Consider the following 21,122-nt stretch of genomic DNA (forward strand, 5'->3'; position numbering starts at 1 on the left):
GTCCCGCCGGGTGGCCGGTACGCCGCCGGGAGAAACGATCTTCCACCCACCGTAACGGCCCGCCCGGCCCGCGCACAGGGCCGCCGGACCCGTCCCGTTTCCCCTGCCGGTCACAGCGGGGGCAGCATGGAAGGTGGCGCCCCATGGAAAGGGCGGGAAGGAGCGCACCGTGACGGGAGGCGCTGAGCGGTCCGCCGGCGGCCCCAAGGGGCGGCCCACGGGGCTGCGGAGCGTAGCGGGCCAGGTCTTCGCCCTGCAGGCGCTCATCGCGTTGCTGATCATCGCGGCGGCGGCGCTGGCGCTCGTCCTGCAGGGGCGGTACGACAGCGAGCGCGAGGCCCGCAACCGCTCGCTGGCCGTGGCCGAGGCCTTCGCGCACGCGCCGGGGCTCGCCGAAGCGCTCCGGTCCCCCGATCCCACCTCGGTCCTGCAGCCTCGCGCGGAGGCCGCCCGGCGCGGCTCCGGCGTCGACTTCGTCGCGGTGCTCTCCCCGGAGGGGGCCCGGTACACCGACTCCGATCCGAGCCTCATCGGACAGCGGGCGCAGGGGGACATCGGGAGGGCCCGCGCCGGGGAGTCGTTCACGGAGATCTTCCACGGGGCCCCGCACGACGCGGTGCGGGCGGTGGTACCGGTCCGCGACGCCGACGGGACCGTGGTCGGCATGGTGACCAGCGGCGTCGAGGTGGAGACCGTCGGGAACGCCGTGCAGGGCCGGTTGCCGGTGCTGCTGGGCGCCGCGGCGGGCGGACTGGCGATCGCGGTGGGCGGCGCCGGTCTGGTGAGCGCCCGGCTGCGGCGCCAGACGCACGGTCTGGGCCCGGCCGAGATGACCCGGCTGAAGGAGCACCACGAGGCGGTGCTGCACTCGGTGAAGGAGGGTGTGGTGATCGTCGGGGCCGACGGGCGGCTGCTGCTCGCCAACGACGAGGCCCGGCGCCTCCTCAAGCTGCCCGAGGACGCCGAGCGGAGCCATGTCTCCGAACTCGGTCTCGAACCCCGTACGGCGGCGCTGCTGCTGTCCGGGGAGGCGGCGACGGACGAGGTGCACCCCGCCGGGGACCGGCTGCTGGCGGTGAACGTCCGCCCGACCGGGAACGGCGCGGCCGACGGCGGTTGCGTCATGACCATGCGCGACACGACCGAGCTGGCCGCGCTCACCGGCCGCGCCGAGGTCGCGCGGGGCCGGCTGCGGCTGCTGTACGAGGCGGGGACGCGGATCGGGACGACGCTGGACGTGGTGCGGACGGCGGAGGAGCTGTCGGAGGTGGCGGTGCCGCGGTTCGCCGACTACGTGACGGTGGAGCTGCTGGACCCGGTGGTGCGGGGCGAGGAGCCTTCGGGGGCGTTCACGGAGATGCGGCGGACCGCGCTGACCGGGATCCGGGGCGAGTCGCCGCTGCAGCCGGTGGGCGACCTGATCCGCTTCGTGGTGCCGAGCACGCCGATGGCGTCGGCCCTGGACGAGGGGCGTGCGGTGCTCCAGGCGGATCTGGCGGCGGCCCAGGGCTGGCGGGAGCAGGACCCGGAGGGCGCGGCGCAGGCGTTGACGTACGGGCTGCACTCGCTGCTCACGGTGCCGCTGCTGGCGCGCGGGGTGGTACTGGGGATGGCGAACTTCTGGCGGGCCGCGGACACCCCGGAGCCGTTCGGCGAGGAGGACCTGTCGTTCGCGGAGGAGCTGGCGGCCCGGGCGGCGCTCGCGATCGACAACGCGCGCCGGTTCACGCGGGAGCACACGATGGCGGTGGCGCTGCAGCGGAGCCTGCTGCCGCGGGTGCTGCCCGACCAGAGCGCGGTGGCGGTCGCGCACCGCTATCTGCCGGCGACGGCCGGGGTGGGCGGCGACTGGTTCGACGTGATCCCGCTGCCGGGTGCGCGGGTGGCGCTGGTGGTGGGGGACGTGGTGGGGCACGGGGTGCACGCGGCGGCGACGATGGGGCGGCTGCGGACGGCGGTGGCCAACTTCTCGACGCTGGACCTGCCGCCGGATGAGCTGCTGGGGCATCTCGACGAGCTGATCGACCGGCTCGGCGAGGAGAACGAGTCCGGGCCGCAGGACGGCCGGGAGCCGGACGGCGACGGCACCGCGGAGGGCAGCACGGGCGCGACCTGTCTGTACGTGATCTACGACCCGACCACCGGCGCCTGCACGATGTCGAGCGCCGGGCATCCGGGGCCCGCGCTGGTCCGGCCCGACGGCAGTGTGGAGTTCCCCGCGCTTCCTGCCGGGCTGCCGCTGGGGCTCGGTCTCGGGGAGCGCCCGTTCGAGTCGGCCCGGCTGCGGCTCGAACCGGGCAGCAAGCTGGTGATGTTCACGGACGGTCTCCTGGAGGACCGCGCGCGGGACTTCGACACCGGTCTCGCGCTGTTGCGGAAGACCCTGTCGCGGCCGGACCGCTCCGCCGAGCAGACCTGCGCGGACGTGCTCGCGGCGATGCTGTTCCCGGTGCCGTCGGACGACATCGCGCTGCTCGTGGCGAGCGCCCGGCGGATCCCGGCGGACCGGATCGCCGAGTGGGAGGTGCCGGGCGATCCGTCGGCGGTGGGCCCGGTCCGCAACCAGGCCGCGGCGCGGCTCGCCGCGTGGGGTCTGGAGGAGGTCGGGTTCACGGCGGAGCTGGTCCTCAGCGAGCTGATCACCAACGCGATCCGGTACGGCAAGGCGCCGGTGCGGGTGCGGCTGGTGTACGACCGGGCGCTGATCTGCGAGGTGTCCGACGGGAGCAGCACCTCGCCGCACCTGCGGCACGCGACGGACACGGACGAGGGCGGCCGGGGCCTGTTCCTGGTGGCCCAGTTCGCGCAGCGCTGGGGCACGCGTTACGCGCGCCGCGGCAAGACCATCTGGGCCGAGCTGCCGATCGCCCCGGAGCAGCCCGGCGGTGAGGCGGCGGCTCCGCTGTTCGACCCGGACGCCCTGGAGGACCTGGCCTGGTGAGGGCGGGGTACGGTCGGCCCGACCCCGCTCCCCTGGAGGAACACGTGACCGGCCCCGTCGCCACCGGAACCCTGCACCACGTCGAGCTCTGGGTGCCCGACATCGGCCGTGCGGCCGCCTCGTTCGGGCCGTTGCTCGGTTCGCTCGGTTACGTGCCGTTCCAGAGCTGGGAGGGGGGCCGGAGCTGGCGGCTGGGTCCCACGTACCTGGTCGTGGAGGAGTCGCCGGCGCTCAGCGCGGACGCGCACGACCGGCTGCGGCCGGGCCTGAACCATCTGGCGTTCCATGTGGCGACGCGGCCGGAGTTCGACCGGCTCGTCGAGGAGGCGGTCCGGGGCGGCTGGCGGCTGCTGTTCCCCGACCGGCATCCGCACGCCGGCGGGGAACAGACCTGTGCGGCCTATCTGGAGAACGCGGACGGTTTCGAGGTGGAGCTCGTCGTCACGGAGCCCTGACCCGCCCGGCGGGTCAGCCGAGTCCGGTGCGCAGGGCGGTCATCAGGGTGCCGTCGGGGGTGTCGCCCGACATCTCCCAGATGAAGACCCCGAGCAGGCCCTTGGACTTCAGGTAGGCCGTCTTGCGTCCGATGGACCAGGCGTCGTCGAAGCTCCACCACTGGCCGCCGGCGCCGGTGTAGCCGTAGGTGGCACCGGACTGTTCGTCGTGGCGGACGGTGAGACCGGGGACCGAGGCGAGCAGGTTGGCGTAGCCGCGTACGCCGGCCTCCTCGGCGAACTGTCCGGGGGCGGCCCCGGTCGCGCTCTGCCATTCGCCGGTGGCGCCGCCGTCGGTGACGCCCTGCCAGCCGCGGCCGTAGAAGGGGATCCCGATGGTGAGCTTGCGGGGGTTGAACCCGGCGGCGAGGTAGGGCTTGATCGCCTCGTCGACGCTGAAGTGGAAGCCGTAGGGGTCCTGGGCGTCGGTGTACAGGTTGGCCTGGTGACCGGTGCGGTTCGGCTCCCAGGAGTTGTCGCTGCCGGCGCCGTGGAAGTCGTACCCCTGGACCATGGCGTAGTCGAGGGCGGTGGCCGCCGTGCCGAGGTCCCAGCCCTGCCCGATCTTGACCGGGTCGGCGGGGGTGAACGCGGTCAGCAGGCGGTGCTCACCGCCGAGTTCGTCGAGCTGCTTGCGGAACTCGGCGACCAGGGCGGCGTTGTTCGCCTTGTCCTGCGGCCCGTAGTGGTTGCCGGGGTGCCCGTCGGGCGAGCCGGGCCACTCCCAGTCGAGGTCGATGCCGTCGAAGACGCCCGCGGCCACGCCCTCGCCGCCCGCGCCGTTGTAGACGGGCAGATTGCCCTTGATCCACACGTCGATGCAGGAGCGGACGAACTTCTGCCGGGAGGCCTCGGTGGCGGCGACGTCGGAGAAGTACGTGGAGTAGGTCCAGCCGCCGAGGGAGACGACCACCTTGAGGTTCGGGTACTTGGCCTTGAGCTTCTTCAGCTGGTTGAAGTTGCCGCGCAGCTTGCCCCAGCCGTCGTCGGCGACCCCGTCGACGGACTGGGCGGCGCTGAACGGCCGGGCGTAGTCGGCGTCGGCGTCGCCCGCGCCTTTGCCCTGGTCGGGGTCCTGCGGGTCGGAGCCGACGCCCTTGGTGACTCCGGCGAGGCAGGTGAGGTTGACGGGGTCGATGTTCTCGAAGGAGTAGTTGACGACGTCGAGGGAGGCGGCGGCGCCGGAGGTGTCGAGGTTCTTCACGAAGTACTGGCGCCCGTAGATGCCCCACTGGGCGAAGTAGCCGACCTTGAGGTGGCGCCCCTGGGCCAGGTCGGCGGTGGTGACGGCGAGGGCGTTCGACGGCGGCGAGGCGTTGTCGGCGGCGTCGCGGGCGCGGACGGTGAAGGTGTACCGGTTGGCCGGGCCGAGGCCGCTGACGGTGGCCGTCGTGGCGGTGCCCTGGACCGTGCGGACGAGGGTGCCGTCGCGGTAGACGTCGTAGCCGACCACGCCCTTGTCGTCGGCGGACGCGTTCCAGGCGAGGCTCACGCTGGAGGCGGTGGTGGCGGTGGAGCGCAGGGCGGCGGGCGCGGTGGGCGGGTTCGGGTCGCTCGCCGGGTCCACGGTGGTGACGGTGAGGGGCGGGCTCTCGGGTCCGGTGTTGCCGCGGGTGTCCTTGGCGCGGACGGTGAGGGTGTACGCGGTGGCCGGGGCCAGGCCTGCGACGGTGGCCGAGGTGGAGGTCGCGGTGGCGACGACGGCGCCCTTGGAGAGGACCTCGTAGCCGGTGACGGTGTGGTCGCCGGGCGTGGCGGCCGTCCAGTCGAGGCTCACGGTCCGCACGGTGACGGCGGTGGCGCGCGGGGTGCCGGGCGCGGTGGGCGGAACGTCCGGGCTGCCGTCGCACTTGCCGCCGTTGACGGTGCAGCCGGTGGGTGCGGACTGCGGGCCGGTGGCGACGAACCAGTAGCTGTACGGCTCGGTGGAGCCGCCCGCCGCGACGGTGCCGTTGTAGTGGGCGTTGCGGACGGTGACGTGGCGTCCGGTGACGGTGGCCTCGCCGTTGTAGTGGGAGCTGATGCTCACGCCCGTGGGCAGGTCGAACTCCAGGGTCCAGCCGACCACGGGGGTGGTGGTGCCGTTGCGGATGACGAGGATGCCGCGCCACCAGCTGCCGTTGTTCTCCGAGGTGAAGCCGGCGGTGAGGGCGCCGGCGGCGTGCGCGGGGGTGGCTGCCGGGCCGGCGAGCGCGGCGATCGGGAGGAGGAGCGCGGCGAGCAGGACCAGGAGTCCTCTGCCGTGGTGCGGCCGTCTGCGGCGGCTTCTCCGGTCTGTTTCCATCGGGTCTCCCTGGACGCGGGTGAGGGGAACGGGAGCGCGTCGCGGGACCGTGTGGGGCTCGGGTACGGCCTTGCGGTTGTGGGACCGCCGAACGGGAGCCAACGGCAACGTAGTTGGTACGGACCATTGCGTCAACGCGGTGCGGGACGCTTGACGTCGCCCAGTGGTCTACTCCACCGTGGAGGCGGGTCGGGGACAGTGCCGGTGTGGGCCGGCCCCGCCCCCGGCTCGGCACCGCCGTTCCACGCAGGACCGTGTCCGCACGGCCCGGCCGCCCCTATCGCGGGGGCGGCCGGTTGCCCGACGAGCGCCCGTCAGGCCACGGGCGCGGCGACGGCCCCGGCGTCGGGGACGTGCAGGACCGCGTCGAAGCCGTCGAGGGTCGCCCGGTCGAGCGGGAAGTAGCCCTTGGCCGGTTCGGCGCCGGTCCGCTCGCGCCCGCCGCCCACCTCGTCGGCGCGGAGGACCGGCCCCCAGGCGTCGACACGGTCCTGGAGGAAGCCTTCGTACGTGTCCGGCTCGGGGTCCGCGAGCCCGAGGGCCTCGCTGCGACCCACGCTCCCGGCGACGCACACGTACCGGTCCCCCAGGAGCGCCCCGACGATCCCGCCCGCGCAGGTCCAGGTCGCGCCGATCTCGCCCGCGCTCCAGGCGCTCGGGGTGCGCCGCAGATGCAGGTTGTGGGCGAGGACGACCGTCGGGCCCCTCAGCTCCTCGGCCTCCCGGATCGCGAGGAGGTTCTCGGCCATGAGCGCGTCCCGGGTGGCGAGCAGGCGGGTGACGCGCGCGCCGGTGGCGCCGGGCTCGGCGCATTGCCGGTGGTAGCGCAGCAGGCCGATCCCGGCGGTGAGGTGCGTCCTGGCGCGCCGCCAGGCGGTGAGCGAGGTCGCCGCGATCAGCTCGGGCGCGCGCGAGTGGAGGGTGGTGACCAGGTCGTCGGCGAGGGCCCGAGCCTTCTCGGCCGCGGCGGTCGCGCCGGGCGACTGCGCGGCGTCCAGGACGGCCTCCTGGCGGCTCCAGCGCTCGTCCTCGCCGAGCAGCCCGGCCAAGGTGCCGCCGAGGCCGGGGGCGAGGCCGAGGTAGTCGAGGACGTGCTCCAGGGCCGCGCGGGGGCTGGGGGCGCTGTAGTTCTCGGACGGGGTGTCGAACCCGTGGAAGGCCAGCCGTTCGGCCGCCGGGCGCCCGGCGTTGTGGTCCCGCATCCAGGCGACGAGCTCGCGGTGGGGGGCCAGGGCCCCGAAGCCGTGCGAGAAGCCTTCGGCCAGGACGGAGTCGAGGCTTCCCGGGCCTCCCTGGACGTAGTCGTCGACGCGGAGCGCGGCCAACCGGTCGGTCTCCAGGGCGACGGACCTGAAGCCGCGGTCGGCGAGCCGGGCGAGAAGGGCGTTGCGCACCCGGCCGAAGGCGGGTTCCTGGTGGCTCGGTTCACCGAGCCCCAGCAGGGCGCAGGAGGGGGTGACGAAGTCATGGAGGTCGTGGCTCATGAACCTCCACCGTATCCTTGAAAGCCCGGTTGAGACTTTGCGAAGTCGAACCCTTACAACAAGGACTCAGACCGTCCCGAAGTCTCCAATCGAGGAGGATCGTGCGCCCCACCGACCTGGCCCGCCGGCACGGCCTCTCGACCCAGGCGGTCCGCAACTACGAGGCCGCCGGATGCCTCCCGCCCGCCACGCGCACGCCCAGCGGCTACCGGGTCTACACGGAGGCGCACGCGGCGGCGCTGGACGCCTATCTCGCCCTCGTCCGGGCGTACGGGCACGCCACCGGTGGCCAGATCATGAACGCGCTGCACGCGGGCGCGCTCGACGCCGCCCTGACCGCCCTGGACCGCGGCCACGCCCAGTCGCTCCGCGACCGGGAGACCCTGGACGCGGTGCGCGGCGCGGTGGAACACCTCCTGGAGCACCCGCCCGAGCACCCCGGGGCCGCCACCGGAGCCCGCACCGTCGGCGAGCTCGCACACCGGCTCCGCCTCACCCGGGCGACCCTGCGCAACTGGGAGGCCGCCGGGATCCTCACCCCCGCGCGGGACCCGGCCACCGGCCACCGCGCGTACGGGGCGGAGGACGTCCGGGACGCCGAGCTGGCGCACCTCCTGCGGCGCGGCGGCTACCCACTGGACCGGATCGCCGAGGTGATCCGGCAGATCCGCACGGCGGGCGGCACCCAGGCGCTCGCCGCCGCGCTGGAGGGCTGGGAGGAACGCCTCACGGCGCGCCGGCTCACCATGCTGGACGCTGCAGCGCGACTCGGCCGCTATCTGGAACTCCTTCCACTCCAGGCGTAGTACTCTCCCCGGAGTACCAGCAAGGCCGAGAAAGCAGGAGTGACGCCGGTGGCCCGCAGCAACCCCGAGCGCCGGGCGGCGCTCGTCGACGCCGCCATCGAGGTGCTCGCCCGGGAGGGGGCCAGGGGCCTCACCTTCCGCGCGGTCGACACCGAGGCCGCCGTGCCCCCCGGCACCGCGTCCAACTACTTCGCCAACCGCGACGACCTGCTCACCCAGGCGGGCGCCCGCGTCTACGAACGGCTCCAGCCGGACGAGGCGACCATCGAGCGGCAGCGGGCGGCGAGCCCCGACCTCGACACGTACAAGGTGCTCATGAAGGAGCTCGTCGGCCGGGTCAGCGGCTTCCGCACCGGCTACCTGGCCCTCCTGGAGCTGCGCCTGGAGGCGACCCGGCGCCCGGAGCTGCGTCAGGTGCTCACCCAGCGGGTCCGCGCCGACGTCGAGGCCAACGTGGCCTACCACGAGGCGTCGGGGCTGCCCGGCGACGGAACCGCCGTCAAGCTGCTGATGCTGGCCTTCAACTGGCTGATCGTCGAACAGCTCACGCTCCCCGACGTCTTCTCGGAGGAGGAGCGCGACGCCTTGATCACGGCGGCCGTCGACCGCGTCGTCGGCGGCTCCGGGGACTGAGTCCGGGGCGCGCGGCGGCTCCCGGGCTCACAGTCGTCGGGCGAACCAGGCCGCCGCCAGCTCGCCCACCCGTTCCAACGTCCCGGGCTCCTCGAAGAGATGCCCCGCGCCGGGCACGGTGACGAGCCGGTGCTCGCAGCGCAGGCGGCGCTGCGCCCGCTCGTTGAGGTCGAGGACCAGGGGGTCCGCGCCGCCGACGATCAGCAGCGTGGGCGCCGTCACGTCGGGCAGCCGCTCGTCCGCGAGGTCGGGGCGCCCGCCCCGCGAGACGATCGCCGCGACTCGGCTGTCCGGCTCGGCGGCGGCCCACAGGGCGGCCGCGGCACCCGTACTGGCCCCGAAGTAGCCGGTGCTCAGGGCGCCGGCGCCGAACCGGCCGGTCAGCCAGTGATCCGCCTGACGCAGGCGGTGGGCGAGCAGCGGGGTGTCGAAGACGTTGGCGCGGTCGGCCGCCTCGGCCTCGGTGAGCAGGTCGAAGAGGAGGGTGCCGAGGCCGGCCCGGCCGAGGGTGTCGGCGACGGCCAGGTTGCGCGGGCTGTGCCGGCTGCTGCCGCTGCCGTGCGCGAACAACACGATCCCGGTGGCCCGTTCGGGCAGGGTGAGCCGCCCGCCGACCTCGGCGCCGCCGAGCGGGATCCGCACCTCGGTCGCCTCGGCACGTCCGACGCGCCCCTCGCGGCGGGTCAGCAGGCAGGCCACGACCTCCTCGTCCGTGGTCTGCGAGAAGTCGTCGTAGAACTGCCCGATCGCGTAGAACGGCTCGGGCTCGCGCACGCTGTACGTCTCGTCCGCCGCGCCCGCGACCCGCGCGGTCCAGTCGTGCGGCGCCACCGGTACGGCGAGCACGATCCGGACGGCGCCCCGTGCCCGTACCACCCGGCAGGCGGCGAGCGCGGTGGCGCCGGTGGCGAGGCCGTCGTCCACGACGACGGCGGTGCGGCCCCTCGGGTCGGCGGAGCCGCGGGCCGCCCGGTAGCGCCCGGCCCGCTCCTCCAGGACGGCCCGCTCGCGGGTCTCGACCTCGGCGAGCGCGGCGGCGGAGACACCGGCGTCGGCGAGGACCCGGTCGTTGAGGACCCGGACGCCGTCCTCGCCGATCGCCCCCATGGCGAGCTCCGGCTGGTAGGGGACGCCGAGTTTCCGTACGAGGCAGATGTCGAGGGGCGCGTCGAGGGCGTCGGCGACCTGGGCGGCGACGGGCACTCCCCCGCGGGGCAGCCCCAGGACGACCACGTCCTGCCCCTTGAGGCCGGTGAGCCGGGCGGCGAGCTGCCTGCCGGCGTCGGTGCGGTCGGTGAAGTACATGTCCTGCCCGCCTTCCTGGTCCGCGTCTTCGCGGAGGAACAGCCTGGTCAGAGCCCCGCCCATACACCCAGGCTAGCCCTTTCGGCGTCATGCGCTCCGATGATCGTGATCGTCCCGGGGGCGGACGCGGCCCCGGCGTGGGGCGGCGAGGATGGACGGTCCGCGCCCCGGATCCCGGGTGCGGACCGAACGACGGAGGGGACCTCTTTCCATGCGTTTACGCGTGACGCACCCGGCGCGGACGGCGGCCGTGGCCGCGACCGCACTGCTGACCCTGTCCCTGGGGGTGCTGCCGGCCCAGGCGGCCGACACCGCCACAGCTCCGCGGGCCGCGGCGGCGGCCCGCCACACGCCCGCCCTGGACCGCGAGGCGCTGCGCGCGTCGCTCGACGCCTTCCGCGACGCCGGGATGTACGGGGCGTTCACCTCGGTCCGGAGCGGTGCCGAGCGGTGGCGGGGCGCCACGGGCGTCGCCGACACGGCCACCGGGCGCCCGATGGCGCCGGACTTCGAGCACCGGATCGGCAGCATCAGCAAGAGCTTCACGTCCGTGGCGATCCTCCAGCAGGTGGAGCGCGGCCGGATCGACCTGGACGCGCCCGTCGGGCGCTACCTCCCCGGCCTCGTCACCGGCGAGCGCGGCGAGAAGGTCACCGTGCGGATGCTGCTCAACCACACGAGCGGCATCGCCGACTACGTGCTGCCGGCCTTCCCCGGCATCCTGGAGGACCCGGGCGCCACGCTCGACCGCAACCGGCTGCGGCACATCGAGCCCGAGGAGCTGGCCCGGCTCGGCCTCGCGGCCCCGCCGGTGCAGGAGCGCGGCAAGTTCGGCTACGCCAACACCAACTACATCCTGGCCGGCCTGATCCTGGAGAGGGTCACCGGGCAGGACGCCGAGGCGTACATCACCCGCCATGTGATCCGCCCGGCGGGTCTGCGGCACACCTACTACCCGTCCTCGCCCTCCCTCAAGGGCCCGCACGCGGCGATGTACGAGTCGTTCTTCGGCATGATCGACCCGCCGCGCGACTACAGCACGTACGACATGTCGTGGGCGAGCACGGCCGGTGCGATGGTGTCGACCACCGACGACCTCAACACCTTCTACCGCAAGCTGCTCGGCGGCAGGCTGCTCGGCCCGGCGGCGCTGCGGGAGATGAAGACGACGGTCCCGGGGTACGACACGGCGCCGGGTGAGGAGGCCCTGATGCGGTACGGCCTCGGGATCTACACGCTCAGGATGCCGAGCGGCAACTGGTACTGGGGCCACGACGGCGCGGTGTTCGGGGCGGGCACCTGGTCGCTCGCCACGGAGGACGGAAACCGCCAGGTCTCCCTCGCGTACAACCTGATGAAGTACCAGCGATTCGACGAGCAGGGACAGCAGCTGCCGGACCCGATCACACCGGCGATGGCCGCCTATGTGGACGGCGCGCTGAGCGGCGCCCCGGCCCCGCAGGGGCTGTGGAGCGCCGCCCCGGCGGCCCAGGAGCTGCCGCCGCTGGTCGACGTGCTCCCGGTGCCCTGAACGCCGGGTGACTAACGGCCCACCCGGGCCGCGCGGCGGATCGTGGCGTCCACCAGGGCGAGCGCGTCCGCCGCGGTACGGCCCGGGGCGCGGTTCCAGGGGCCGATGAGCTCGGTCCAGCCGCGCGAGCGGAGCTCTTCGAGCATCCACGCCCCCGCCTCGTTCATGGTGGGGGCGCTGCCGTATCCGAGCCGGTGGGCGGCGAGCATGGCGCCGCAGACACACCGTGCGCCACGGACGTCGCGCAGCTTGTACGGGGTGTTCTGCCAGCCCCATTCGGTCAGGACCCGCCGGGCGTGGGCGAGATGGACCGAGGGCCGCACGTCGGGGCTGCCGATCCGGCGCCAGACGTGCAGCCGGTCGGGCAGGATCGCGCCGAGCCTGCCCGGGAGCGGCCGTTCGGCGGGCGGGGCGGGCGGCAGCGCGTCGAGGGCGTCGGCGACGAGCCGGTCCACCGGGACGGACAGCAGCAGCCGCCAGTCGCCGGCCTCCTCCCGCACCGGCGGGGTGTCGGGCCAGCGCGCCACGATCTCCTGCCAGGCGGCGGTGTCGAGGAGGGCGGCGGCCTCCCGGTCGAGGGCGTCCGGAGTAGCGACGGTCTGCATACAGCACTCCCATTCGTACGGATACTCATACGAATGTCGGCTTTGCCCCACCTTTTCTTGAGTACACGACCGGAGTCCGCGCACCGGAGGCCCCCATACCGCCCTCACAAGGGCATACGGTCTGACACGAGTTCACCGCACAGCACGAAGGAGCACAGCAAGATGAAGATCGCCGTACTCGGCACCGGTGACGTGGGCCGGCAGCTCGCGACCAAGCTGGTCGCGCTCGGTCACCAGGTGACGCTCGGCTCCAGGTCCGCCGACCACGAGGGTGCGACGGCCTGGGCAGCGGAACACGACGCGGCACACGGCACGTTCGCCGCGGCGGCGGCCGGGGCGGAGCTGGTGGTGAACGCCACCGGCGGCATGGTGTCGCTGGCCGCGCTGGAGGCGGCGGGCGCGGAGAACCTGGCGGGGAAGGTGCTCGTCGACGTGTCGAACCCGCTGGACTTCTCGGAGGGCTTCCCGCCGAAGGTGGCGACCCCGGACGGCGGCAGCCTGGCCGAGCAGATCCAGCGCACCTTCCCGGACGCGCGGGTCGTGAAGACCCTGAACACCATGACGAACACGGTGATGGTGGACCCCGCCCGGGTCCCCGGTGACCACGTCGTCTTCGTGTGCGGCGACGACGCGGCCGCCAAGGAGGCCGTCACCGGCCTCCTGAAGTCCTTCGGCTGGCCGGACGCCCGGATCGTGGACCTCGGCGACCTGTCGGGCGCCCGGGGCACCGAGCTGCTGCTGCCGCTGTGGCTGCGCCTGATGGGCACCCTGGGCACGGCGGACTTCAACTTCGGGATCCTGAAGGCCTGACGGCCCCGGGTCAGAGCTCCAGCACGCCGCCGGAGGTACCCGTGAGGTGCTCGGTGGTGAGGAGCTCGGCGAGCCGCTCGGGCGGGAGCAGCCCCTTCTCCAGGGTGAGCTCCGCGACCGAGCGGCCGGTGATCAGTGCCTCCTGGGCGATCGCCGTGGCCGCGCTGTAGCCCAGGTGCGGGTTGAGGGCGGTGGCGAGGCCGATGGAGTTCTCGACGCTCGCGCGCAGGGTCTCGACGTTGGCGGTGATGCCGGTGACACAGCGCTCGGCCAGCGTGAGGCAGGCCGCCCGCAGCGAGATCATGCTCTTCGACAGCGCGTGGAAGATGACCGGCTCGAAGGCGTTGAGCTGGAGCTGACCGCCCTCCGCCGCCATCGTGATGGTCATGTCGTTGCCGATCACCTCGAAGGCGACCTGGTTGACGACCTCGGGGATGACCGGGTTGACCTTGCCCGGCATGATGCTGGAACCGGCCTGCACGGCCGGCAGGTTGATCTCGCCGAACCCCGCGCGCGGCCCGGAGGACAGCAGCCGCAGGTCGTTGCAGGTCTTGGAGAGCTTCACGGCGATCCGCTTGAGCACCCCGGAGAGCTGCACGAAGGCGCCGCAGTCCTGGGTGGCCTCCACCAGGTTGGCCGAGGTGACCAGGGGCAGCCCGGTCAGCTCCGCCAGGTGACGCCGGGCGGTCTCGGCATAGCCGGGGGCAGCGTTGAGCCCGGTACCGATGGCGGTGGCACCGAGGTTGATCTCGTGGATGAGCTCGATCGCCTCGGCCAGCCGCGCCCGGTCCTCCTCCAGCATCACCGCGTACGTGGAGAACTCCTGGCCCAGCGTCATGGGCACCGCGTCCTGGAGCTGGGTCCGCCCCATCTTGACCACGCCGCCGAACTCGACGGCCTTCTCGGCGAAGGCGTCCTGGAGCACGGCCATGGCGACCAACAGCTCGCGGGCGGCGCCGATGGCGGCGATGCGGATGGCGGTCGGGTAGACGTCGTTGGTGGACTGCCCGAGGTTGACGTCCTCATGGGGATGCAGGTGCGCGTACTCGCCCTTGCCGTGCCCGAGGAGCTCCAGAGCACGGTTGGCGACGACCTCGTTGGCGTTCATGTTGGTCGAGGTGCCGGCCCCGCCCTGGACGACGTCGACGACGAACTCCTCGTGCAGCGCGCCGCCGCGGATCTCCCGGCAGGCGGCGACGATGGCGCCGGCCTTCTCCGCGGGGAGCAGGCCGAGCTCCTCGTTGGCGAGGGCGGCGGCCTCCTTGACGGCGGCCAGCGCGTCGATGAGCTGCGGGTAGACGGAGATCGGAACGCCGGTGATGGCGAAGTTCTCCCGGGCGCGCAGGGTGTGCACCCCCCAGTACGCGTCGGCGGGGACATCCCGGTCACCGAGCAGATCATGCTCACGACGAACGGACGACGGAACGGGCATCACGATGGCGGGACCTTACGCGTGGTGGAGGGAGAGCGGACGACGGCGGGAGGGGGCCGGTGCCGGAGCGGGGGTGGGGGTGGGGGTGTCCGGACGTGGCGGCGCCCGGAACGAGCGCAGCGAAGTGAAGGTCGCAGTCCGGACACCCCCACCCCCGCGGAGGCACCGGCCCCCGTCGGACCACCGGTGGAGGCGCCGGTGGGCGAGCCGGTGCGAGGTCAGTGCGCGGCGGCCAAAGCGGGCTCGGACCGCACGGGCCCTTCGAGCAGGGTCCGGAGCAGGGACACCCGTCGCTCGGCGGACGGCACCTCGGCCAGCAGGGCGGCCAGCAGCGCGATCCGCGCCTGACCGGGCCGCAGCGTCCCGGCGAGAACCGCACCGGCGGCGGCCAGGTCGACGGCCCCGCCGCCCGTGTAGACCTCGGCGACCGGACCGGAGGCGACCCGCGTGGACAGGACGACGAGGACGCCCTGGGAGACGGCGTCGGCGACGGCCGCGGCTATCTCGGGAGTGGCGTTCCCGGCGCCGGTGCCGACGAGGACGACACCGCGCGCCCCGGCCGCGACCGACGCGTTCAGGAGCACCGGGTCCCCGTCGGAGTGGTGCATCACGATGTCGACGCGGGGCACGGCGGCCGCCCCGGCGGCGGGCGCGGGCAGGGGCGCCGGCCGCACGGGCTCGCGCTCGATGTCGACCTGGCCGAAGCCGAGCCGGCCCACCCGCTCGCCGGAGGGGTCGGCGAAGGGGTCGGAGGCGAGGGTCTTGGTCTTGACCGTGCCGCGGGCGGCGTGGACCAGGCCGTCGAAGACGACGAGGACGCCGAGGCCGTGCACGGTGGCGGCGACCTGGAGCGCGTCGTAGAGGTTCCCGGGACCGTCGCCGTCGCCCGTGCCGAAGGGCCGCTGGGCACCGGTGAAGACCACGGTGCGCGGGTCGGAGTGGTGCAGGTCCAGGAAGAAGGCCGACTCCTCGAGGGTGTCGGTGCCGTGGGTGACCACGATGCCGTCGACACCGGGGTCGGCGAGCGTCTCGCGGACGGCGCGCAGCAGACCCAGCTGGCGGTCGGTGGTCATCCGGGAGCTGTTGACGTTGAACAGGTCGAGGACCTCGACGTTCACGCCGTCGGGCACGGCCGCGGTGGCGACGACGTCGTCACCGGAGGCGTCGGCGGCATAGCCGCTGCCCGTCCAGCGGCTCGCGATGGTGCCGCCGGTGCTGATCACCACGATGCGGCGAGGCCTGGCGTCGCGCGTCCATTTCATACCCGTACATCCTTTTCCCTCACAGTACGCCGCAACGATAGGCCAATGAGCACGCAAGACGATTGCGATTCCAACCCGGAATCATGAACTCCGTGGCGGATAATTGCGCCATGGACAGAATCGATCTCCACATCTTGCGCGAGCTCCAGGAGGACGGCCGCCTGAGCAACCAGGAGCTGGCCCAGCGCATCGGCCTCAGCCCCTCCCCCTGCATGCGCAGGGTCCGCCAGCTGGAACAGGACGGCGTGATCCAGGGGTACCGGGCCGTCATCGACCCGGCGGCCGTCGGCCGGAGCTTCGAGGTCCTGGTCTCGGTCGAGGTGAAGCGGGACCGGGAGACGGTCGAGGCCTTCGAGGAGGCGCTGCAGGACATCCCGGACGTCATCGAGGCGTACCGCCTCTTCGGCAGCCCCGGATGCCTGCTGCGGATCGCGGTCGCGGACCTCGCCGCGTACGAGCGCCTGTGGATCGAACGACTGACGACGCTGGTCGGGGTCACGGAGGTGAACTCCCAGATCATCATGAAGCGGGTCAAGGAGCCCAGGGGCCTCCCGGTCGAGCGCTGATCCGCGGCCGGAACGTCAATCTCCGGGCGGAGCAAGGCATTCCATAGGCGGGATCTGGTCATGTACGGTTCAACCGCGCGTGATCTGGGCGTCCGATCCCCGACGTTCTACGCGCGCAGAGTGGGCGCCCGCACCGCCTTTCCGCCACATCGCCCCTTCCCCTCACGGAGGTCTGACGGATGCTCGGACTCAGAAGGTCCACCCGCCACACCGCGACGCACCGCACCACCCCGCACCGCCCCGCGACCGCACGCCTCGCCGCCCTGACCGCCGTCGGCGCGCTCGGCGCCCTCGTCGCCGGCGCTGCCGCCCCCGCGACGGCGGCCACCGCGGTGGGCACCGCCGTGCCGCAGGAGACCGCGACGGCCGCCGCGCCCCTGCGCGTCCTGTTCGACAACTCCAAGGCGGAGACCGCCGGAAACGCCGACTGGATCATCGGCACCGGCCAGCCCGACCCGCTCACCCAGAACGCCTCGCCCGCGACCGAGAAGGACTGGACCGGGGCCATCTCGGCCTGGGGCGTGGCGCTGCAGCGGACCGGCCGGTACGCGCTCAAGACGCTGCCTTCGGGCGGCACCATCACCTACGGCACCACGGCCGCCACCGACCTGCAGAACTTCGACACCTTCGTGCTGCCCGAGCCCAACGTGCGGCTCAGCGCGAGCGAGAAGACCGCGGTGATGAAGTTCGTCCAGAACGGCGGCGGTCTGTTCCTGGTCTCCGACCACGCGGACGCCGACCGCAACAACGACGGCTGGGACGCGCTGGAGATCATCAACGATCTGATGGCCGACAACGGCGTCGACAACACCGACCCGTTCGGCTTCACGCTCGACACCGGAACGGTGCAGACGGACAACCCGCGTGCGATCGCCGACACCGCCGACCCCGTCCTGAACGGCACCTTCGGCAAGGTGACGGGCAGCATCATCCGCAGCGGCACCACGGCCACCCTCAAGCCGGCCGACAACCCCAGCGTCAAGGGCCTCGTCTACCGCACCGGCTACTCGGGCAACACCGGCGCGTTCTTCGCGACGAGCACCTTCGGCAGCGGGCGCGTCGCCGTGTGGGGCGACAGCTCGCCGATCGACGACGGCACCGGCCAGTCCGGCAACACCCTGTACGACGGCTGGAACGACACCGCCGGCACGAACGCGGCGCTCGCCCTGAACGCCACCGACTGGCTCTCGAAGGCGACCACCGGCGGGGGCGGCGGGGGCGGGGGCGGCACCTGCACCGCCGGCCAGCTGCTGGCCAACCCGGGCTTCGAGTCGGGCGACACCTCCTGGACCGGCTCGGCCGGCGTCATCACGAACGACACCGGGCGCCCGGCCCGTACCGGCGCGTACAAGGCGTGGCTGAGCGGCTACGGCTCCGCCCACACCGACACCCTCTCCCAGACGGTGGCGATCCCCGCGGGCTGCACGACCGCCACGTTCGGCTTCCACACGCGCATCGACACGGCCGAGACCACCACGACCACCGCGTACGACACGCTCAAGGTCCAGGTCCTGAACAGCGGCGGCACGGTGCTGTCCACGCTCGCGACCTACTCGAACCTCAACGCGTCGAGCGGCTACGTCCAGCGCTCCTTCGACCTGGCCGCGTACGCGGGCCAGACGGTCACGCTGAAGTTCACCGGCGCGGAGGGCTCGACCCTCCAGACCTCCTTCGTCATCGACGACACCGCGCTGACCGTGGGCTGACCCACCACCCGCGCACGCGCAGCGTCACCCCGCACCACGCACCGCCGCGATACGCACGCCACCACCCCACCCCCACCCCCCTCAGGAGGACCCCCATGTCCGTCGCGTCCATAGGCAGATGGAAGGTGTGGGCAGCGCTGTCCGCCGCCGTCGTCGGCCTCACGCTCCCCACGCTCACCGCGACCCCCGCGAGCGCCACGACCACCGCGTACGACGCCACGTACTACAAGAACGCGGTCGGCAAGTCCGGCACGAGCCTGAAGTCCTCGCTGCACACCATCATCAGCAGCCAGAGCAAGATCTCGTACGACGCGGTCTGGAACGCGCTCAAGGTCACGGACCAGGACCCCAACAACACCGCCAACGTGATCCTGCTCTACAGCGGCACCTCGCGCAGCAAGACCCTCAACGGCGGCGATGTGGGCGACTGGAACCGCGAGCACGTGTGGGCCCAGTCGCACGGCAACTTCGGCACCTCGGCCGGTCCGGGCACCGACCTGCACCACCTGCGCGCGGCGGACGTCCAGGTCAACAGCACGCGCGGCAACAAGGACTTCGACAACGGCGGCACCGCGGTCAGCGGCGCGCCGGGCAGCTACACGGACAGCAACTCGTTCGAACCGCGCGACGCGGACAAGGGCGACGTGGCCCGCATGATCCTCTACATGGCCGTCCGCTACGAGGGCGACGACGCGTGGGCGGACCTGGAGCCCAACGAGTCGACGACGAACGGCAGCGTCCCGTTCATGGGCCGCCTGTCGGTCCTGAAGCAGTGGAACGAGCAGGACCCGCCGAGCGCGTTCGAGGAGCGTCGCAACGACGTCATCTTCAACAGCTACCAGGGCAACCGGAACCCGTTCATCGACCACCCGGAGTGGGTCGAGGCGATCTGGTAGGCACCGAGCGGAACGGAGGCACGCCGGGCCGTACGACGGCCCGGCGTGCGCCGGTTGGACGTTCCGCCGAGGGATCCCGGCATCCATGGTCGGGAACGCGCATTGCCCCCACGGGCGACACCAGCCTGAAATGCCGAGGTCAGCACGTGTCCACGCGCCCGGTCGAGGGACCGGCACCGAAGGAAGCACATGACCTCCCTGCTTGACGGCTGCAAGCCCTGGCCCGAGGAATTCGTCGACCACTACTGGGCGGCCGGGCACTGGCAAGGCAACACGCTCGACAACCTGTTGCGCGGCTGGGCCCTGGACCACGGCCCGCGCACGGCGCTCGTCCACGGGGACACCCGCCTCACGTACGCGGCCCTGAACCGGCGCGCGGACCGGATGGCCGCCGGCTTCCGGCTGCGCGGGCTGCGGCGCGGGCAGCGGGTCGTCGTGCAGCTGCCGAACGTGCCGGAGTTCGTCGTCAGCGTGTTCGCGCTGCTGCGCGCCGGGGCCGTCCCCGTCCTCTGCCCGATGACGCACCGCATGCCCGAGGTGTCCCACCTGGTCCACCTCACCCAGGCCGTCGGCTACATCGGCCCGTCGGTGCACGACGGCTTCGACCACACGGCCATGGCCGCGGGGATCGCCACCCAGGGCCCCTTCCTGCGCCGGGTGTTCACGTACGAGCCGCCGGGCGCGGGCTCCCCGTACGGCGGCCTGACGACCGACCCGGCGGGCTGCCACTACAGCCCGCTCGGCTCCATCGACGCCCCGCCCGAGCCGGCGCTCGCGCAGAGCGCCGACCAGGTGGCGCTGCTCCTGCCCTCCGGGGACCGTCTCGTCCCGCGCACGCACAACGACTACGCCTATCAGGCGCGGGCCGCCGCCGAGCAGGTGTCGCTCACCGAGGACGACGTGTACCTCGCCGCGCTGCCCGCCGCGTCCAACTTCGCCTTCGGCTGCCCCGGCATCCTCGGCACGCTCACCGCGGGCGGCACCGTCGTCCTGGCCGGTACCCCGGACCCGGCGGAGTGCCTGCCGGTCATCGCGCGCGAGCGCGTGACCGTCACGTCGGTGTCCTCGGCCGTCGCGGAAAGCTGGCTCGACGCCCGTCCCGCGCCCTGCCCCGCCGAGCTGAGCAGCCTGCGCCTCCTGCAGATCGGCGGCGCTCTTCTGCCCGGCCCGGCCGCGGAGCGCCTCGCCTCCGCACGTGCGTGCCGCCTGCAACAGGTCTTCGACCTGCCCGAAGGCGTCCTCGCCCTCACCCGCCCCGCCGAGGGCGCGCCGGCCTCGCACGGCCGCCCGCTCTCCCCCGACGACCAGGTCCGCCTCGTCGACACCCATGACGCGGACGTGCCCGACGGCACCCCTGGACACCTCCTCGTCCGGGGCCCGTACACCCCCCGCGGCTCCTACCGCGCCCCCGACCACGACGCCCTCGCCTTCACCCGGCACGGCTACCTCCGCACGGGCGCCCTCGCCCGCCGCACCCCGGACGGCACCCTGCTGGTGACGGGTCGCGTCACGGGGGTGCCGGCCCGGGAAGGGTGACCGTGCCGCACCCGGCGCCGTCACGCGTTCGGGTGCCCGGGCTCGCGGGGTTCCGGGGCGGCTCGCAGGCTGGGAGGGTCCGTCCCGTCTGCGAGGAGTCGGCCGATGGCCTCGACCGCGTACCGTTACGACGATCTCCGTGCGCTCTTCATCAACTGCACGCTCAAGCGCTCCCCCGAAGTGAGCAACACCGAGGGGCTGATCGCGCGCAGCCGGGAGGTGATGACGGGGCAGGGGGTGACGACCTCGCTCGTCCGGGCGGTCGATCACGACATCGCCACCGGGGTGTGGCCGGACATGACCGAGCACGGGTGGGAGTCGGACGCCTGGCCCGCCCTGTACGAGCAGGTGATGGCGGCCGACATCCTGGTGCTGTGCGGGCCGATCTGGCTGGGTGACAACAGCTCCGTGATGAAGCGGGTGATCGAGCGGCTCTACGGCTGCTCCGGTCTCCTCAACAGCGAGGGCCAGTACGCGTACTACGGGCGGGTCGGTGGCTGTCTCGTCACCGGCAACGAGGACGGCGTGAAGCACTGTGCCATGAACGTGCTCTACAGCCTCCAGCACCTCGGCTACTCCGTGCCGCCGCAGGCCGACGCGGGGTGGATCGGGGAGGCCGGGCCGGGACCGTCGTACCTGGACCCGGGCTCGGGCGGGCCGGACAACGACTTCACCAACCGCAACACGTCCTTCATGGCGTGGAACCTCATGCACCTGGCCGCCCTGCTCAAGCGGTCCGGCGGCATCCCGGCGCACGGCAACCAGCGCTCCGTGTGGGACGCGGGCTGCCGGCCGGACTTCGCCAATCCCGAGCACCGTTGAGGCCGGGGC

Annotated in this window: 17 protein-coding genes; 11 read left to right on the forward strand and 6 right to left on the reverse strand. The window is 73.2% G+C overall.

Annotation, left to right across the window (positions count from 1 at the left end; genetic code table 11):
• The first annotated feature begins 169 nt into the window (after positions 1-169).
• Both OG309_RS02900 and OG309_RS02905 read left to right on the forward strand, forming a co-directional pair.
• The gene (locus tag OG309_RS02900) at positions 170-2,941 is read left to right on the forward strand and encodes a SpoIIE family protein phosphatase (protein WP_329418107.1); all 2,772 of its coding nucleotides are present in this window, start codon (positions 170-172) and stop codon (positions 2,939-2,941) included.
• Between the two features lie 44 nt (positions 2,942-2,985).
• Positions 2,986-3,396: a VOC family protein gene (locus OG309_RS02905; protein WP_329418109.1), complete on the forward strand. Its 411-nt coding sequence runs from the start codon at positions 2,986-2,988 to the stop codon at positions 3,394-3,396.
• A gap of 13 nt (positions 3,397-3,409) precedes the next feature.
• On the opposite strand, the gene OG309_RS02910 is transcribed toward OG309_RS02905, so the two are convergent.
• Complete coding sequence (locus OG309_RS02910; protein WP_329418111.1) at positions 3,410-5,719, reverse strand: glycosyl hydrolase family 18 protein; 2,310 nt, start codon at positions 5,717-5,719, stop codon at positions 3,410-3,412.
• 314 nt (positions 5,720-6,033) lie between these two features.
• Positions 6,034-7,203: an erythromycin esterase family protein gene (locus OG309_RS02915; RefSeq protein ID WP_329418113.1), complete on the reverse strand. Its 1,170-nt coding sequence runs from the start codon at positions 7,201-7,203 to the stop codon at positions 6,034-6,036.
• 101 nt (positions 7,204-7,304) lie between these two features.
• Between OG309_RS02915 and OG309_RS02920 the strand changes: the two genes are divergently transcribed.
• Together OG309_RS02920 and OG309_RS02925 are read left to right on the forward strand one after the other, a co-directional pair.
• A complete protein-coding gene (locus tag OG309_RS02920; RefSeq protein ID WP_329418114.1) occupies positions 7,305-8,009 on the forward strand; it encodes a TioE family transcriptional regulator in 705 nt (234 codons plus the stop codon).
• A gap of 48 nt (positions 8,010-8,057) precedes the next feature.
• A complete protein-coding gene (locus OG309_RS02925) occupies positions 8,058-8,642 on the forward strand; it encodes a TetR/AcrR family transcriptional regulator (protein ID WP_329418115.1) in 585 nt (194 codons plus the stop codon).
• A gap of 27 nt (positions 8,643-8,669) precedes the next feature.
• Here OG309_RS02925 and OG309_RS02930 read toward each other — a convergent pair whose 3' ends face one another.
• Complete coding sequence (locus tag OG309_RS02930; RefSeq protein ID WP_329428098.1) at positions 8,670-9,947, reverse strand: phosphoribosyltransferase family protein; 1,278 nt, start codon at positions 9,945-9,947, stop codon at positions 8,670-8,672.
• A gap of 211 nt (positions 9,948-10,158) precedes the next feature.
• Between OG309_RS02930 and OG309_RS02935 the strand changes: the two genes are divergently transcribed.
• On the forward strand, positions 10,159-11,478 hold the full coding sequence (locus tag OG309_RS02935) for a serine hydrolase domain-containing protein (RefSeq protein WP_329418116.1): 1,320 nt from the start codon (positions 10,159-10,161) through the stop codon (positions 11,476-11,478).
• An 11-nt stretch (positions 11,479-11,489) separates the two neighbouring features.
• On the opposite strand, the gene OG309_RS02940 is transcribed toward OG309_RS02935, so the two are convergent.
• Complete coding sequence (locus OG309_RS02940; protein WP_329418117.1) at positions 11,490-12,083, reverse strand: DUF6197 family protein; 594 nt, start codon at positions 12,081-12,083, stop codon at positions 11,490-11,492.
• 162 nt (positions 12,084-12,245) lie between these two features.
• Here OG309_RS02940 and OG309_RS02945 point away from each other — a divergent pair, with 162 nt between their 5' ends.
• Positions 12,246-12,893 carry an NADPH-dependent F420 reductase gene (locus OG309_RS02945; protein WP_329418118.1) on the forward strand — a complete coding sequence of 216 codons (648 nt, stop codon included), beginning with the start codon at positions 12,246-12,248 and terminating at the stop codon, positions 12,891-12,893.
• A 10-nt stretch (positions 12,894-12,903) separates the two neighbouring features.
• On the opposite strand, the gene OG309_RS02950 is transcribed toward OG309_RS02945, so the two are convergent.
• Together OG309_RS02950 and OG309_RS02955 are read right to left on the reverse strand one after the other, a co-directional pair.
• Positions 12,904-14,325: an aspartate ammonia-lyase gene (locus OG309_RS02950; protein WP_329418119.1), complete on the reverse strand. Its 1,422-nt coding sequence runs from the start codon at positions 14,323-14,325 to the stop codon at positions 12,904-12,906.
• 218 nt (positions 14,326-14,543) lie between these two features.
• Complete coding sequence (locus tag OG309_RS02955) at positions 14,544-15,587, reverse strand: asparaginase (protein ID WP_329418120.1); 1,044 nt, start codon at positions 15,585-15,587, stop codon at positions 14,544-14,546.
• Between the two features lie 110 nt (positions 15,588-15,697).
• Here OG309_RS02955 and OG309_RS02960 point away from each other — a divergent pair, with 110 nt between their 5' ends.
• The 5 genes from OG309_RS02960 (at position 15,698) to OG309_RS02980 (ending at position 21,113) form a co-directional block, all read left to right on the forward strand.
• Complete coding sequence (locus tag OG309_RS02960; protein ID WP_132918258.1) at positions 15,698-16,153, forward strand: Lrp/AsnC family transcriptional regulator; 456 nt, start codon at positions 15,698-15,700, stop codon at positions 16,151-16,153.
• A gap of 179 nt (positions 16,154-16,332) precedes the next feature.
• Positions 16,333-17,859 (forward strand): hydrolase, encoded by a 1,527-nt coding sequence (locus OG309_RS02965; RefSeq protein ID WP_329418121.1) that lies wholly within the window; start codon positions 16,333-16,335, stop codon positions 17,857-17,859.
• Between the two features lie 95 nt (positions 17,860-17,954).
• Entirely contained in the window at positions 17,955-18,755 is an 801-nt protein-coding gene (locus OG309_RS02970) for an endonuclease I family protein (RefSeq protein ID WP_329418122.1), read from the forward strand.
• 189 nt (positions 18,756-18,944) lie between these two features.
• Complete coding sequence (locus OG309_RS02975) at positions 18,945-20,291, forward strand: AMP-binding protein (RefSeq protein ID WP_329418123.1); 1,347 nt, start codon at positions 18,945-18,947, stop codon at positions 20,289-20,291.
• Positions 20,292-20,396: 105 nt separating this feature from the next.
• On the forward strand, positions 20,397-21,113 hold the full coding sequence (locus tag OG309_RS02980) for a flavodoxin family protein (protein WP_329418124.1): 717 nt from the start codon (positions 20,397-20,399) through the stop codon (positions 21,111-21,113).
• The last annotated feature ends 9 nt before the right edge of the window (positions 21,114-21,122 follow it).

The organism is Streptomyces sp. NBC_01268, from assembly GCF_036240795.1.
GTDB lineage: Bacteria > Actinomycetota > Actinomycetes > Streptomycetales > Streptomycetaceae > Streptomyces.

Excerpts from the sequence above, each read along its gene's own strand:
- OG309_RS02910 (WP_329418111.1), bottom strand. The coding sequence starts at position 5,719 with ATGGAAACAGACCGGAGAAGCCGCCGCAGACGGCCGCACCACGGCAGA.
- OG309_RS02915 (WP_329418113.1), bottom strand. The coding sequence starts at position 7,203 with ATGAGCCACGACCTCCATGACTTCGTCACCCCCTCCTGCGCCCTGCTG.
- OG309_RS02930 (WP_329428098.1), bottom strand. The coding sequence starts at position 9,947 with ATGTACTTCACCGACCGCACCGACGCCGGCAGGCAGCTCGCCGCCCGG.
- OG309_RS02935 (WP_329418116.1), top strand. The coding sequence starts at position 10,159 with ATGCGTTTACGCGTGACGCACCCGGCGCGGACGGCGGCCGTGGCCGCG.
- OG309_RS02940 (WP_329418117.1), bottom strand. The coding sequence starts at position 12,083 with ATGCAGACCGTCGCTACTCCGGACGCCCTCGACCGGGAGGCCGCCGCC.
- OG309_RS02945 (WP_329418118.1), top strand. The coding sequence starts at position 12,246 with ATGAAGATCGCCGTACTCGGCACCGGTGACGTGGGCCGGCAGCTCGCG.
- OG309_RS02950 (WP_329418119.1), bottom strand. The coding sequence starts at position 14,325 with ATGCCCGTTCCGTCGTCCGTTCGTCGTGAGCATGATCTGCTCGGTGAC.
- OG309_RS02955 (WP_329418120.1), bottom strand. The coding sequence starts at position 15,587 with ATGAAATGGACGCGCGACGCCAGGCCTCGCCGCATCGTGGTGATCAGC.
- OG309_RS02960 (WP_132918258.1), top strand. The coding sequence starts at position 15,698 with ATGGACAGAATCGATCTCCACATCTTGCGCGAGCTCCAGGAGGACGGC.
- OG309_RS02965 (WP_329418121.1), top strand. The coding sequence starts at position 16,333 with ATGCTCGGACTCAGAAGGTCCACCCGCCACACCGCGACGCACCGCACC.
- OG309_RS02970 (WP_329418122.1), top strand. The coding sequence starts at position 17,955 with ATGTCCGTCGCGTCCATAGGCAGATGGAAGGTGTGGGCAGCGCTGTCC.
- OG309_RS02975 (WP_329418123.1), top strand. The coding sequence starts at position 18,945 with ATGACCTCCCTGCTTGACGGCTGCAAGCCCTGGCCCGAGGAATTCGTC.
- OG309_RS02980 (WP_329418124.1), top strand. The coding sequence starts at position 20,397 with ATGGCCTCGACCGCGTACCGTTACGACGATCTCCGTGCGCTCTTCATC.